General features: G+C 47.0%; 7 protein-coding genes and 2 pseudogenes. All 9 read right to left on the bottom strand.

Translation table 11 applies throughout. The annotated features are described in order from the left end of the window. The 9 genes and pseudogenes from A2048_10990 to A2048_10950 all read right to left on the bottom strand — a co-directional run bounded on the left by A2048_10990 (position 1) and on the right by A2048_10950 (position 15,774). Positions 1-6,066, bottom strand: a pseudogene (locus A2048_10990) (hypothetical protein). Continuing rightward, positions 6,063-6,668 carry a hypothetical protein gene (locus tag A2048_10985; GenBank protein OGP10190.1) on the bottom strand — a complete coding sequence of 202 codons (606 nt, stop codon included), beginning with the start codon at positions 6,666-6,668 and terminating at the stop codon, positions 6,063-6,065. The pseudogene A2048_10990 and the gene A2048_10985 overlap by 4 nt, the downstream one beginning before the upstream one ends. Further along, the gene (locus tag A2048_10980; protein ID OGP10189.1) at positions 6,668-6,991 is read right to left on the bottom strand and encodes a hypothetical protein; all 324 of its coding nucleotides are present in this window, start codon (positions 6,989-6,991) and stop codon (positions 6,668-6,670) included. Before A2048_10980 ends, A2048_10985 begins: the two co-directional genes overlap by 1 nt. Further along, positions 6,988-8,265: a hypothetical protein gene (locus A2048_10975; protein OGP10188.1), complete on the bottom strand. Its 1,278-nt coding sequence runs from the start codon at positions 8,263-8,265 to the stop codon at positions 6,988-6,990. Before A2048_10975 ends, A2048_10980 begins: the two co-directional genes overlap by 4 nt. Then, positions 8,262-9,683 carry a hypothetical protein gene (locus A2048_10970; GenBank protein ID OGP10187.1) on the bottom strand — a complete coding sequence of 474 codons (1,422 nt, stop codon included), beginning with the start codon at positions 9,681-9,683 and terminating at the stop codon, positions 8,262-8,264. The genes A2048_10975 and A2048_10970 overlap by 4 nt, the downstream gene beginning before the upstream one ends. A gap of 16 nt (positions 9,684-9,699) precedes the next feature. Continuing rightward, the gene (locus A2048_10965) at positions 9,700-11,658 is read right to left on the bottom strand and encodes a hypothetical protein (protein ID OGP10186.1); all 1,959 of its coding nucleotides are present in this window, start codon (positions 11,656-11,658) and stop codon (positions 9,700-9,702) included. Position 11,659: 1 nt separating this feature from the next. Beyond that, on the bottom strand, positions 11,660-13,555 hold the full coding sequence (locus A2048_10960; GenBank protein OGP10185.1) for a hypothetical protein: 1,896 nt from the start codon (positions 13,553-13,555) through the stop codon (positions 11,660-11,662). 91 nt (positions 13,556-13,646) lie between these two features. Further along, a complete protein-coding gene (locus tag A2048_10955) occupies positions 13,647-14,870 on the bottom strand; it encodes a hypothetical protein (protein ID OGP10184.1) in 1,224 nt (407 codons plus the stop codon). 229 nt (positions 14,871-15,099) lie between these two features. Further along, positions 15,100-15,774, bottom strand: a pseudogene (locus A2048_10950) (hypothetical protein).

Raw genomic sequence — 15,774 nt, 5'->3', positions numbered from 1 at the left:
GTATTCAATGCGCTGCAACAAATCCCCTTCACCGTAAGTAATTCCTGAATGAACAGAACCATCCTGCTTGCCTTGGGTCAGAACATGGCTTGAACCTAACTGATCGTCGTGAATGTAATAAAAATAAGTCTCGTCCTGCTTGGCAGCCGTGTCGTTGATCCCGGCCAAAGCCAATGTGGGATTAAAGAAAGCGCTTTGAAATGAAAAAAGAAGGATCGCGAATTTGATGAACGTGTAACGGTGCGGGTAAAGGACGAATTGACGGAGGGTGGTGGAGAGGGTTGTCCGGGCCTGGCTACCCCACCTTAATCCTCCCTTTATCGCCGCGTAGCGGGATTCCGTTCGCGGAACAAAGGGGAGGAGATTTGTTGGAGAAACAACATGCGACCAGCGGCTAGCAACAGACACAGGGCGTAACAAGAATAAAAACATCAAGGTGCCAAAGAGCATGACATAGGGCATGAGCACCGGGGCACTGAAGGTCGGTGGAGTAATTCCATGATCAATAAGCCCGGCCCCACCGGCCCGGCCCATGACGGCATCAAGAGTTCCAAGAACCTTGGTGGCCACACGTTTGCCTCCTGCATACACATGCAACACAAGACTCTCTTTTTTGATCTCCATGGCCTGACCCAAAAAATGGGTTGTGGCTTCATGAACATGGTTAAGCGGATCCACGCGCACACTGTGTTTTTTTACCCGAGCGCCAGTGTAATCGTAGGCATGGTCAACGACGGTGCGATTTTGCATGGTCACACGGGTCAGCCTGTTTTCGGCATCATATTCCATCTGCCGACCGGCATCCGAAACCATGTTGCCATTGTCATCATAGGTGAAGTTATCGTTTCCAATGCGGGTCACGGCATGGGGTTTTGGAGAGTTATATTCGTAACGGTTGTTCCCATAGTTGGCTTCATTGCTCAAAATATTTCCTTTGTCATCATACTCCAAGGAATGGACAGTCAGATTTCCCACGTAACGATAGGAAGTCATCCTGTTTAAATTATCGTAGCCAACACGGAAAAGAGCCCCCGTGCCCAATGACTGAAGGGGGTCATTAATGGCGGTGATATTTGAAAGCTCATCAAAGGTGTATTCACGGCGGGAATAAACAGAATCGCCTTTTTGTGTTCTTTTGGTGCGCAAACGATGGCTGTTTCCAAAATAGGAATAATTGGTAACCACCCCGTTCCCAAAGGTTTCATTTAATAAGGCCCCAAAAACATCATAGGACGTTTGCGGATCAACCTTCCAATAAATCTCCCTTTTGCCGGCATCACAGGTTTGTCGGCTGCAAACCTTTTCAAGCCCGCCGGTACGGCCATAACGATGGTAAATTTTTTCATTTCCGGGATAAGTCGTAAAATCAAGCTGCCCACGGGGTTTGTAGGCAAAGGTTTGGGTAAAATCCCCCACGCCGGGAATGCTCCGAGTTACGCGCGCATTGCGATGATAAAGGGGTTCGTACCCAAAACGGGTTTCACGGACAAGATCATTGCCGCCGTTTCTTTCTTCAACCTTGTACAATTCCCCAAGAGCCACATGATCAGCCCCTGCCCCTGCGTCATAAAAATAAGACTGGCGTTTTTCAAACCGGTTGTTGGCCAGACGAACTGATTTGTTGGTGACACGCCCGAGCCCGTCATACTCATAGCTAATGGTTTGTCCCTTGTTGTCGGTTTGGCGCAACAAGCGGCCCAAACGATCATACTCATAATGCCATGTCCCCATATCCGCATCAGTCATCCGGGTTTTACGCCCCATGATGTCGTACTGAATGCTTGTGAGGACATCCCCCAGAGCGTTGACTTCAAGAAGATCCCCCACGGGGTTGAAAACATAGTCGATGGTGTTTCCTGCATTTTCGGTCACACTTAAAAGGCGTTCGCTATAATCAAAGACCTCACGCCTGAATTGGTCATGGGGAAAAGTGGAGATTTTTTGAAGATAGCCGCCCCCCAAGGTGTGATAGGTAAAACTTACATCGCCAAGGGGAGAACCCTCATCTCCCTCGGGGACATCAATAAGAGTGGTTCTTCCCTGAAAATCTTTTGTGGTGGCCGTGGCATGATCTTCATTTTGAAGCCGTGGGAAATAGTGGCAATCATCATTAAAAAAAGGCTCCCCTGTCATTTCTAACTGCCCACCATTACGCAGGCGGCTTTGCATGATTCTGTAATTGCCACGTTCGGTATAGACACATTTTTGAAGAAGGGTGCCTGAGGCATCGGCATAAGTAATCAAGGCCGGGTTGGCGCCAGCATCGGTTTCGGCAAAACCATCCTGTGGCTGCCACACGGTGGTTTTATAGAATATGGCGGGCCCGGTTTCAGTGCGAACAGGCACGTAATCATATTGATACTGCTTTATAAGAAGCTCATCCCCGTTTGAGTCAATGGCATATTCCCGAAGAGGGCGTCCGAAAGAATCGGATTCAACCCTTTTACCAATACCCAAATGATTCAGCTCCTGACTGGGTTCACCACTTAGCCGGTTGAATACACGACTGGCTCTCAAAAACTGGTTGCCAAAAACAATTCTTTCTTCAACGGGAAACAGGCCTTCGGCATCATAACCATATTCTTTGACAACGCCATCCAAACCCTGAACCCTTGAAAGATTGCCATTATCATCAAACTGGCGAGTGATCGATTGCCACTGTTGGGGGGCAGCCGAGGCCAAAAACTTTTCAATCGTGGGATTGCCCTTTGGGTCATAGACAAACTCCTTCACACGATATTCAACTCCATCTTTACTTTGGGCCTGGCGTCTGGGCATGGCCCTTATTTGGAGGCTTGGCTCAAAATCACGGGCGCCATAATAGTCGGTGTGTTTTTCAAGAAGAACGGCATTGTTTTGATCGCGAATGATTTCAGAAATGGAGTTGCCGACATCATCATAGGCATATTCAAGGGAGCTTGTACGCTCAACATCTCCCTGCCGTTCCAAAACCCTTTTTTCCTGACGCACCAAATGCGGTTTGCAATAATCGATTTCTTCGCATTCATCCTCTTCCAAAACTTCCCAAACACTTGTTTCAGACACACGCAGACCACTGTCTGCTTGCACCACCTGCTGATAAGGCCTGCCTGAAAGGGATTGGCTGGTATAACGGGCATCTTGGGCAAGATTTTGGTCGCCATCGCGCACAACATTCCCCAAAGCCTGATGATAAATGGTATTCACCGTATATTGCGACCATGTTTCCCCTGTGGAAGGACTGGCTGTTTTGATCACACTTCCAAAACCGTTGAACCGAAAAGTGTATCGGCCATCATTGGCATTCAGGCGCTCTCCTTCATTGTTTATTGGCAAAATTGTGAAAACATTGCCTCCGGCGTAGTTGTATTTGAGTACGCGGCTATGGGGATGACGCTCCCCCTCCACCGTGGGCAGGCGTTCATCCACCGTATAGTCGGTGGTATAAATTTTGTGGGCCACATACATGTTAAAGGGCATGAACCGGTGGTTTGGCACAATTTGATTCCCGGCATCCAATTGTTCGGGCCGCGCCGTAGGGCGGTATTCAATTTCAGCAATTCCGCCACGGCCATCATCCACCTTTTTTAAAAAACCAATGGGCTGGTTGACATTGGGGTCATTCCAGTTTTGAGGGCTGTCTGAGAATGTGAGTGCATTCACGCGCATGGAATGAAGCTCATATTCGTAAGTATCGTCACCGTCGCTTTCATCATGATTATCAACAGTTTTTGGCATGGTGATGCGATCGGGAAAACCATCCCCGTTAAAATCCATCATGAAGGTATGAAGGCTGGTTTTGCCGTCAAAGTTTTTTTGGATATATCCCTGAGCCTGGCTCACAGGATCATTGATACGAATGGGATTGGACTCAAAATGCGAGAAATTCCGGCTTAATCCGGGGCTCCCTTTAAAGAAATGCACATTGAAATAACCGTCTTCCTTGTTACCTTCTACACGGTCCAGATACCCATCGCCATTCATGTCTAAAAGATCGTGCCTTCGGGTGACATACCCCTGATGGCTGCTGGCAGGATCAAGAAGAAAAAGGACATCGATTTCATTGGCTCTTTGGCAGTTGTTACCATCAAGACAGATTTTGGGTTGGGCCCAGCCCTGGCCATTGCGATTTAACGCCACGGCAAAACCTGCCCCTAAAAAACGTCTTTGGTCATTGTCATCGAGTTCGTAAAAATGCTCGCGCCAGATTCTATCGGGAAGCCCATCCCCGTTAAAGTCGCGGACCATGACATAGGTGTGGCCATCCTTGTTATTCTGATTAATCGCACCGGATTCGGTACGTGAGTCATTCAAGCCTGAATCATGCCCCGTAACAATCATGGGATCGGACCAAAAAACTGGGTCATTGGAAAAACCGGCGCCCGTATTTTTGTAAACATCAAAACCTTTCCGCCTCTCTCCCTCTTTTTCATGAATCCCAATCACCCGATCGGCCAAGCCATCCCCATCCATATCAATAAACCCGGCCATCTTCCATGCAAGCCCCGCATCGCCCCCCTGATAGGGGTCCCGCCACAAACTCGAATCGGTTAAAACCCAACGGCTTCCGGTGTTAAAAGCCACCTGAAAATAAACCTCGTTGTTTCTTTTTATGCTGCGAACTCGGTCAGGGAGTTTGTCTCCGTTCATATCCATAAGAAAAAGCCATTGTTTTCTCTTTTCCCCTGCATGAGCTTTTACCTTTCCGATAAAATTTCGGTCTCCCTCTTCCCGCACAAAGGGATCGCGCCATACTGATTTTGGCCTTGAAAAGGCAAAACCATTTCCGTCATTGAAATAAACATGAAGATCACGCTCATTCTCAAAACTGACCACCTGATCAACCAGTCCATCTCCATTCATATCGGCAAAATCGGTGCGTTCATTAAGAAGCCCCGCTGTCTGACCGCCTGCATCGGATGTGCGCGTGGCATTCAGACGGGTTCCTCGGTTTTCCCATTTGATGGAAAAGTCCTGAGGCTTGCCGTCATCAAAATATTCAAAACTTGTTGGCGGCAGGCTTTCATTGTCATCGGCACCGTATTGGCTCACCGATGAAAGAAAACGGATTTCGGAAACAAGCTCGTTGGAATACTGGAAAACAAATTTTTGAAGGCGTTGATCACCCGCATTGATAATGATGGCATCCAATTGAACATCGATTTGCTCAACTCCCAAAAAACTTTCCCTGAAAATGGGATAATAAGACCCCTTGTTTGCTTTCACAAAAAGAATGCTGACATCGTTGTAGGTTATTTCATCAGGCAGAAGATCATCTCCGTAAATGATATTCATTTCGTTTCCATTGGGGTCTGTAACCTTCTGAAGAAGCCAACGCCCTATGGCCGGTTGAACTCCATGGTCGTGATCCCTTAAAACCTGATCGCGGGTGCCTTCAATGCCACCAAAAACAAATCGCCGGCCTGTTTTATCAATGACAATCCAACCCAAATCACGTGTTGCCGGGGGCTGACGTGGATCAACAAGATGCAAATAAATATTAAAGGACGATTCGACCTTGGCTGCATAGCGCGTAACCTGGACACCTCGTTCGTTGATTCCATAATCCCGGGGGTTAACATCACCCTCAATACGAACAAGACTTTCTGTTTGTCCACCAAAGCGCGCCTCAAAACTATCGCCTTCAAAAAAATCAAGAACACCCGATTGCGGTAGGCGTTGAATGGCCCCCATATCAAGTTCCCACCCATAACCCACCCAACTATTGGGGTTGCGCCTGAAACTATGGTAGTTCAAATTGATATTGGGTTCCAAGCCGCCCCGAGCCGGGGGGACAGGAATTTGTATGCTGTGTGTGGCAGCCCCTGAGAACTCATCGGTTTGAATGGAAGCTCCCCCAGAATTGGTGCCACCCCTTCCGGCCACAGCCGCAGCCCCGGCCATAAGCCCTTGGGCCGGATCATCCGAATTAGAAAAGCTATCGCCACTCCCGCCGCCACCTTCACCGGCTTCTTGCGCGTAGAGGGGCAATGCGCAAAATAGAAATAGGAACAAAAACCGTAGGGGCAAAAAATCTTTTGCCCCAACAATATTTTTTACCCCAACAAGATTAAAAATACGGGTCATAAGATATTTTCCTCATCATCTTCCCAATGAGAGGGATTGGTACGGATGTATTCTTTGATGCGCAAAAAATCGTCTTCTTCACGTATGATATGTTCGTAATAATTTCGTTGCCAGAGGCGCCCAGGAAACGGTGGCCAATGGTTGAATTTGACATTTCGAATATAATCATTGGTGGTCATCGTTTTGAACCAATCCATAATGTGACCCAACGTAGGGGCAACCCCATGTGGTTGCCCGTTCCCGCACCCATTCCCGTTTCCGTTTCTATCCCCGCCCCCGTATCCGTCTCCACGTGGTTGTCCGTCGATATGCGCCACACCAGGGCGGCCACATGGGGCCGCCCCTACGAGACCGATAATGCCGTGGAAATGGTTTGGCATGATCACGTATTCATCAATTTGAATATCTGTGAATTTATTCAATAATTTATTCCACCATTCTTGAATCATTTTTCCTGCGGCATTCAATATCATCTGACCAATTTTTATATCGCCAAACAAACATTCCCGATTTTGCGTACACATCGTCACAAAATAATAACCGGCCTGTGAATAATCATAATATTTCAGGCGAATGGATTGACGATGATGATTTAAATCCATCAATCATTCCCTCCACATTGCCCATCATCCCGACAAGGGTCATACGGAACGCCGATGATGTTTTTCCTGAAACCAAACGCATCCACATTCTCGGGGCGTTTCTTCACCCGTTTTTCGGGAATGCAGATGCCTTCGGCATTGCAAACATATCCTGGAATTTGCGGTGTGTTTCGAACCACCGCATTGCCCGGAACGATCTCCGTAGGGGCAAAAAAATTTTTGCCCCTACCCGACCCATCAAAATCCGAAAAATTCGAGGTGGGGTCGGCGGCCCCGCAATGGATCGCCAACAAAAAAAGAAGAATGAAGAAGATATTTTTCATCGGTTAATTTCCCATGGTGATTGATGAGGATTTTCGATCTTATTCTGATCTTTAAAAAGATCGCCCAAATTGGGTACAGTTCTTAATGGAAAAGGCAATTGCGGAGGATTGGGAGGAGGTACTGGATCAGGTTCGGGTTCGGGATTATTATCATTATTGACAGGTTCATCATTTTCATTATCACGAATATGATCGGGATTTATTGCTCTCAAACATTGCATCTGATAAAGCGTTTCACACCATTCATTATCAAAATGGTAACCTAATCTTTCAAAAATACATTTATCACCATTGCTAACAGTTCTTATCCTGCCTGAAAGAGTTTCATTATCAGTCATCTCAAGCATGTAAGATAAACCTATATCTGCATCACACTCCCACGAGAAATCCTTAGGCTTCATCCATGAAATCGTTCCCGCAATCTGGGATGCATTGGCGATACATTCAGCATCCAAAAACTCTGGCCAATACCATCCCCATCCATAAAAATTTCGCGCAGACACATCACAAACATTATCAACCAAGCTAACCCCTAGATCTATAGGCATGGAATAAGGCAAATTACAGGTCGATTCTTCTAACACAACTGAACAATCCCAATTGCCTTCCACAGCGGGATTCGGAACTCCTGGAGCTGGCAACTCAAGGGGAGGCGGAGAATGCAAGCGGGCACAAGTAACATCATCATAGCGAATGCAATCGGTATATTGGGGGAAAGCAATGGAGCAATGCATGCCAGGAATATCATCCATAAACGTTTTTTTGACCAGGGTCCCGTGGATACTTTCCAAATCCTCATCAATAAAAAATTCGGCATCAGTAGAATGAGTGTAGGCACAACCTATATCTGTTTGATCGTGATCTTCAAAATAGAACTCGGTATGCAATGAAAAATGATTACTCTCCCTACGCGTGCAAACACCACTTGTATAGACAGCCCAATTTGTATCCCCACTAATATAGCTTTCTTCCAGGGCCGCAATTGAACAAGAACCATGGTCAAACTTAATAATAACAACATTATCTTCGTGCTCATATTCATCATCTTCAAGATAATCTGTTTGCCTTCCTTGGCAAACATTATTGGTCACAGTACGTTCACAAAACCAATTTGCTTCAAGGGTTTCTACAGATCCTGGTGGAGTTTCCCCCAAATCACCATCACCTCCAGCACCCTCATTATTTCCTCCATCGTCTTTTGATGTGGATGAGCCGGAACCACCACAACCCATCATGAATAAAAAACACAGTATAATAAGAAATATTTTCTTCATGGACACTCCTCCATTCCATAAGTTTGATTTTCAAAAAGTTTGAGCCCGCCGTTTTGTAAAACGAGGATGAGATCTTGATCGCCGTCCTGGTCAAAATCAAGCCAGGTGGCGGTTAAGACCTTTGTTGCCGCCAGGCCCAGGGCAAGGGCGATGTCTTGATAGGCCACTTGGCCGGCTTCATTTTGAACGGGAATCATCAATGAGCTAGGCTCTTCCCAATGGCCCACAAAAACGGCGGGATAATTTGAACCAACCCATGGCGTAAAAGCTGCTCCGGTTGCCGTGGCCGAAACACGCAAACCGTATTCCCGAGCGTGATCGACCAACGGGGCCCCTGGGGATTGTTGGATGATTAGTTGATTGGGGCCATAATATTGGGTCAGAAAATAAGCAGAACTTGCCCCGGGCCATGACCCAACAGCTTGAGCCGAAGTCACCGAGTTTAGATCAGCCAATCCCCATTCATCTTCCGCACTCCGATAAGTGCCATCGGCATTGGCCGAGAACACACGGCTTTTTGAAGAAATATTACCCACAAGCACATCATTTTGCCCATCCCCGTTAAAATCACGGACAAGCAGGCTATGAGCTTCACCGGGATCAAAAAAACCTCTCGCCTCGGTTTGATCAGAAAAAAGATCTTCCAAAAAGGGATAGTAGCGTAACCCATCCACAGTCCCCAAAAGAAGCCCGCCCCCAAGCCACGCGGCTGCAGTTCCCACCTGATCGTTTGCAAAACCTTGCCGGGCCCCAAAATCCCTAAAGAGGCCATCCTCATTTCTGTAAAGATGTGTTCCATTATCGCCTCCAAGGAAAAGATCATTGTCCCCATCTGCGTCATAATCCACCCAAAGGGCAAAACGGCTGGCCCCATCAAGATTTAAACCAAAATGCGCGCTTTGCTCTGTAAACCTTCCCCCTTGATTCACATAGAATTGATTGGGGGCTCCTTGGTTCAAAACATAAAGATCCGTTTGGCCATCCCCATTAACATCCACCACACTTAAGCCCTGCGGGCGGGCGGGCGGAATATCTGCAGGAAGATCTCTTTCCAAAAATTGGGTACATTGAAATGGGGTGACTGCTTGGTTAAGCCAGCCATGATCACAGGTTGGCGAAACACAGAAGCCGCCCTGATCCCCATGAGCATCAACACCAGGACGCGCATCCGTTTGAACAAAGGAATCTGGTGCCAGAACAAGAGCATCCATTGCTCCATCACCCATAAAATTGGCATCGGAAAAACCTTGAAGACCACTATCTGGAAACGGCAATGGTTTATCGGGATGAATGGGTTTTGAAGAAGAATCATCGCATCCCGCGGCGGCCACTGACACAAGGGCCAACGGGCGAATAATACGCCCCAGGGCACCCGGTAGGGGCAAAAAATTTTTTGCCCCTACCCTGGGCGAACCCATTCGCATAAAATTTGATCTAAGCGCCAACGGTGTCACAGTACCAGTCCTCCTGTCCCGGGTTGAAAATAAAAGAACAACTATCATGGGTATCGGAACGCCCGTCACGGTCGGAATCAATGGATAACGGACTCGTCTCGCCCAAAGTGGCTTCCCAAATTCCATTGTGATTGGCATCTTCACGGCCATCGGGAAGGCCATCCCCATCGGTATCCGCATTTAATGGATTGGTATCGAAACCGCGGTTGTAAAAACCATCGCCATGGGTTTCGACAAAATCAGAAAGACCATCCCGGTCAGTATCCGCATTATCGGCACAGGTTTCACCGGCATCACAGCGGCCATTTAAGTTCCTGTCTTCCACACTGTCAGGCAGGCCATCCCCATCGGCATCCCCATTTTCCTGGTCGTGATTGTCTTCAAAACGATTAAGGATACCATCCCCATCCTCATCGGGGCCTATTTCTATGTTGGAAGAAAATTCTGAAGTGTTGCCGTCATTGTCACGGACAAGAAATGTCAACTGGTCCCCCGTTGTGAAATAGTCATTGGGATCAATATGAAAAGCCTGATGAACAATCTCGGCAGCATCAACGAACTCATCGGCACCCCCGTGGTCAAGCCTGTCGGCGTCTTCCGGATCAACAGTGTAAGCATCAAGAAAATGCCCATGGCGTGACAAACCCCACACCCAATAACGGTCCTGCCCATCGGGCGCTGGTATAAGCGGAACAACGCGCACGTAATCGACAAAATTAAGCAAATGATTGGGGCCTTCATCCCCATCGCCTGCATCGTTTAAAGTGATTCCATCTTCCAACAAATCGATACTCGCCGCAGAACCGTAATTTTTTGAAATGGTGTTTTGTTCAATTTGAATGGCATTGGTTTCGCGGCCTCCCAAAACAACAATACCGCCCAATAAATTGTATTGAATGAGGTTGCGCGAGAACGCCAGGTTCTGGCCGCCAATCAAAATGTCATGGGAACCACGGTTCACCTCAATGCCAAAACCACCCGCCCCAAAGTCATTAAAACAAGGGCCGTCATCGGATTCGAGAATTTCATTTTGATTGGGGCAACCCCCGTTATGCACAATTTCATTCTGAGTAAGAGTGATGTCATGGGCCTGAATGGAAATTCCATTGAGTAAATTCGCGCTCACTTCATTTTCAGAAAACTCATGCCCGCTTCCGGTAATAACAACGCCATCCCCGCGATTGTTCTTGATGGTATTTTTGGTGACCTGATTGGAAGCCCCCGCCAATTCCAAACCCGTGCCCTGCCCTGATGAAACACGGTTCCCTGAAAAATCATTTTCCCGACCTCCCAAATGGATTGAAACCCCCCACGCTTCTTCAACAGAGTTTTCCTTGATACTATTTTCGTTTGAATCCACCCAAAGACCAATCTCACTCCCGCCCAACACCGTATTGTTGGCAACCGTATTCCCCTGTCCGTTCATTTGCGGGAATTGGCGGCTAAACACCTGCGATACCACAATGGGATATTTTACAGCTGCATTCCCATTGAATTTATTTTTTGAGACTTCATTTTCCTGGCCAAACAGACAGACACCAGAGCCCTCACTGTCAACAAAAGTGAAATTCCGGATTTTATGCCGGTTGGAATAAACATTAAGAAGACAAAGCTGCCCCGGAATACGGCCCGGCCCTTCAAGCCGGCTTCCATCCAGAATTGTTTCAACTTCACTTGAGCCGGTGATCGTTACAAGGCCGCGGCAGTCTTGGGGGATGACCAGGGGAGAATCTAATATGATGCGAATTTCATTTAATCGAGTATGCCCAAAAACAATATCATCATCTCCATCATCATCACAGGCGCTCTGTAAAAGAAGGCGCAGCGTTCCATGGCCAACACTGTCTTCGTCTGTTCGAACGGTACGAAGAATGGGGTCGGCCCATGACAACGAAGGGAATAGAGTTAGAGCGGATAGAATAAGAAACAGTTTTTTCATATTATTGGACAAGAATAGACTCGTCGTCTCCCTCCACAGGTAATAAGACTTTGGCCACAAACTCATCTAAAGCCGCCCCTTTTAAGGGTTGTGCTTCATCATTTTTATAAATTTCAAGACGAACAGCGGCTGCACGGAAATAAGGGCTTAAGACATCCACACCCACAGTGTCCGCAAAGTCCTTGTGTACTTCAGTGATGGGATCGGTATCGGGCGTCTGGTTGACAACCTCAAAAAAATCATTGGCTTTATTATCTTTGTTGAATGGAGCCATGAAGGGAACAACCCTACGAACGAGCTCCCCTTTACTATTCATGCGTTCAAGACGATACGGGCAGACATCCTCCATTTTGACGTTCCAGCCTTTTTGTTTGAGCTCTTTTCGGCGGGCTTGATTTTCTTCTGTCAGGTGGGCTTGTCCCAAATTAGGATAAAGAGGATCTTGGTGAAAGATTTCATTTTGATGGAGTAGATAATCAATAACGGCTTGGGCTCTTTGATAAGCCAGTTTTTTTAAAATAGCCCCATACGAGTGCATGTAATCGGCGTCACTTTTAAGATGGGGAATATTGTAGTTACGGGAATAAGCCTTGTCATGCTCATTGGATTTTATGTCGTTGGCGTATCCTTTAACTACGACACGAAACCGGTATTTATCCTGAATGGTTCCCGATTTTTGTTTGTATGCGAGTTTCATGGCGAGGCGGGTACACATCTCTCTAAAGTAATCGAGACCGGGATTCCCAAAACAATCGAATGCAGGGATATCTTTCCTCTTGTCTTTAATATTGTGTGGACTTCCTACTGTAAGCCATTGGCCATCAAGAGAGATTTCACTACTGCCAAACATGAATAGGGTATGATGGGGCATTCGAAAAATGCGGTCTCGTGCCACAGCATGGTCAATGGCGTTCATTAATGCTGGAGCCAAAACCGCTGTTTCTTCCAAGCCGGCTTGTTGAGCCACATCATTGGCCACGGCCTGAAAATGATCGGCTCTTTGGAAATCTGAATTCCGCAACCGGTTCAACTGCTCATCCAGATAGCCTAAAAGTTCTGCTTTGAATTTTTCAACTTTAACCTGATCATTTCCAACCAAAAAAAGATCAAAGCTGGTCTCTATGTAACGACGTAAATCTTTGGCTACTTCTTGATAATAGTCTGCTCTGCTTGAACCGGCGGTTCTTAATTCAGAGTCTCTTAACCTAGAAATTCGTTGATTTAAATAAGTAAGGAGGTCTGCTTTTATTTTTTGACGCTGGTCTTCACTTTTTTGCCTTAAAAACTCATCAAGTGGTTTTGTCAGATCCGGTCCATCCTTTATTTCAGAAGAAGCAGACGGTCTGTTTTCTTCCCGAAATAAGGGAAAAGAGAAAGCCATGCCACCCTCCCATCCTTGACGTTTGTGGGCAGGCCCTCCTTTCAATGTTTTCTCCCAACCATAACCACCCATGGGAGTGGCACATAAGTAATCTGAACAAATATCGACGCCTGCCATCAGGGCAAAAGCCCCATTTCTGGATTCCTCTTCGGGGCTTGGAAATCCACGTCCAAAGTTAAGGGTATTTTCCGCATGTCCCAATCTAAACATGGGAGTTGCATGAAGATTCAAAACATCCCCATACTTTAGAAGGGTTTGTTTCCAACCAAGATCTACGCCATATTCCATGCTATGAGATTCTTCATTGCGCTCTTCGCCTATATAAAAACTGTAGTCTACCTGCCCGAGAACGGCTCCCTCACTTAAATACCATTTGTCAGTTTTAAAAAGACCAAGACTTGCTCCAACACTAAGACGATGATTTTGTCCAAAGGTAGAAGTTTCAGCATAGTCGGCTTCCGCCGTGAGGGAAGGCCGGGAATAAAGATAACCAAAATGTAATTTCCAATCAGTCATAAAATTTTATCCCGCGAAAAACTCGGCCCCTTGGGGCCGAAAATAGGATTGTTTTTTCGGGATGAAACTCGGGGGCTTGCCTCCGAGTTTTTCATCGGGCCACTCCTTCAAACTCGATACTCACGTTTCCGCAATCAGGAGATTGCACCTGGATTGTGCCGTTATGATCCCCGGCGGTTAGATGCCGAAATACCACGGGCACTTCAATTTCCTCTCCAACAGCCAAGCTATATACATTAAGCATGGGAACAACTTCAGGATCGGAAGACAAAAGAGTGAATGTAAGGGGTGTATCAGGATTAGCCGGTGCATTACGATTGTCCGAACGGTTGGCAATGGTAAAGGATCGTTTCAAAACATTCTGGTCACGAACATCCACAGTTCCAAAATCCAGATGAGTGGGATTGATTTGGCAATCGGCAAAACCCACACCTGTTCCAGATAACAAGATGGGTGGAAGTTCCTGATCCGAATTCCCATGAAGTTCAATGGTTCCTTCAATGGGCCCCCGACGCACAGGGAAAAAATCAACCGGAATGCGTGCAATATTTTGGGGAGGTACCGCTGAAATAAAATCCGGCAGATTTCCCCATTTAAACGTATTTCGTAATTGCTCATCCTGCCCTTGGGGGACATCAATGAAATCCAGGCGTGCGGGGGCATCCCCTATGTTTTCAATTTCAATATATTTATGCTGATTTGCCCGCGTTCCAAACCGATTGCCGTTCCCAAAATTGATGTTGGGCTGGCGAATAGTCAAGCGGGTGATTTGCTCGCGTTCCGGATCTGAACTTTGGTCCACCTCGACTCCATCGGAAAGGCCATCCCCATCCACATCGCGATTGTTGGGGTCAAGCCCTCGCGCATATTCATCGGCATCCGATAAGCCATCACGATCGGCATCGCCTTCGGGAACAGGCGGCATATGGGTTGCAACGCCGCAATGTTCGGCCCAGGGAGTTGCCTGCACCCCATAAATAGCACGCACGCGCACACAATAACGCTCCCCAAGTTTGATGGAAAAAACCCCGTCACGGTAAGGCACCACAATAAGGGATGAATCAAAGGGCTGTACCTCTGTATTATAGATGGCATATGGAGGAAAAGGTCCGTCGGAATCGGGTTTGATGTTGACTTCGTAAAAACTTAAATTGGGATCTTGAATGCCGGATGTTTCCACGACCAGCCCATGATGGGCCGGCCCTTGAATGGGTTGCGATTGAACACTTACAATGCGGACCTGCGGGAAAGAAAAAACGGAAGAAGAAAAGCTCATCCCAAAAGAGAACATCAAAATAAAAATCCATGACCACATTCTTCCACCCTTCCAACACTCCCCTTTTCAAAACCCCTACTACATTTCACCCCTTCATTAATCAAGGACAAACTACTTGAAAAATAACATTATTTTTGACGCGTTGCATGAAGGGTGTGGGGGCGCGCCAAGGGGCGCCCCTACGAAATCGTTCATCATGATCAGTTCATTCAGCAAACTCGAATGGCGCCAATTGCGGGCGGGGAGACCCCGCCCCTACGATAATCAACTAATCCGCAGATGATTTGATCAGACTTAGACTTTTAAGGGGTACCTTTTGTACACCCTCAATGACCATATCCACAATCACACGGGCCTGTTTTGCTTTACGATCAATTCCAACAACCACACCCGTTGAATCCATTGTTCCCTTGCTCCCACCCAACAATGTTATCTCCGTTTTAACACGTACATGGGACCCTACGGCAATTTTGTCTTTAACAGGAGGACGAACAAGTGTCAGGGCTGATTCCTCGAAGCACTCGATACGGCGAGATCGACTAAAATAAACACCAACACCATCTAGCACCGTATAAGGACAATTGGATCCAACAAAAAAACCTTCCTGGCCTGATGGCGTTTTGACACGCGAGCCCCATTTGAGTGAAACTCTTTCAGAAATTGGCTTGGCTCCTTCAGGCAGAGTTTCAAAAAGACGCTTGGGATCAACACAAGCAGTATAAGTTGATGCACCACTTGTATGCTCAAAAGCCACGGTTCCCTTTCGACACTCCTCAGAACTGCGAACCCCTTCGGTATAATACTTGTAAGAAACATAAAAAACGGGCTTATTTGCCGTCACGCCTGCATCTGGTTCTGCCATAAATTTTCCTTTCAAAACTAAAATTAAGACAATGAAGAACCCCGTGGCAAGCCACGGGGTATCAAGCTCGGCTCCGCCGAG

Source organism: Deltaproteobacteria bacterium GWA2_45_12, from assembly GCA_001797365.1.
In the GTDB taxonomy this organism is placed as follows: Bacteria; UBA10199; UBA10199; order UBA10199; family UBA10199; genus UBA10199.
Note: the sequence above shows the minus strand (reverse complement) of the source record. Positions and strands in the feature narration are given on the sequence as shown.

Bases quoted from the DNA above. Each gene is read 5' to 3' on its own strand.
- A2048_10975 (OGP10188.1), bottom strand. From the start codon at position 8,265: ATGAAGAAAATATTTCTTATTATACTGTGTTTTTTATTCATGATGGGT.
- A2048_10970 (OGP10187.1), bottom strand. From the start codon at position 9,683: ATGGGTTCGCCCAGGGTAGGGGCAAAAAATTTTTTGCCCCTACCGGGT.
- A2048_10960 (OGP10185.1), bottom strand. From the start codon at position 13,555: ATGACTGATTGGAAATTACATTTTGGTTATCTTTATTCCCGGCCTTCC.
- A2048_10985 (OGP10190.1), bottom strand. From the start codon at position 6,668: ATGGATTTAAATCATCATCGTCAATCCATTCGCCTGAAATATTATGAT.
- A2048_10980 (OGP10189.1), bottom strand. From the start codon at position 6,991: ATGAAAAATATCTTCTTCATTCTTCTTTTTTTGTTGGCGATCCATTGC.
- A2048_10965 (OGP10186.1), bottom strand. From the start codon at position 11,658: ATGAAAAAACTGTTTCTTATTCTATCCGCTCTAACTCTATTCCCTTCG.
- A2048_10955 (OGP10184.1), bottom strand. From the start codon at position 14,870: ATGTGGTCATGGATTTTTATTTTGATGTTCTCTTTTGGGATGAGCTTT.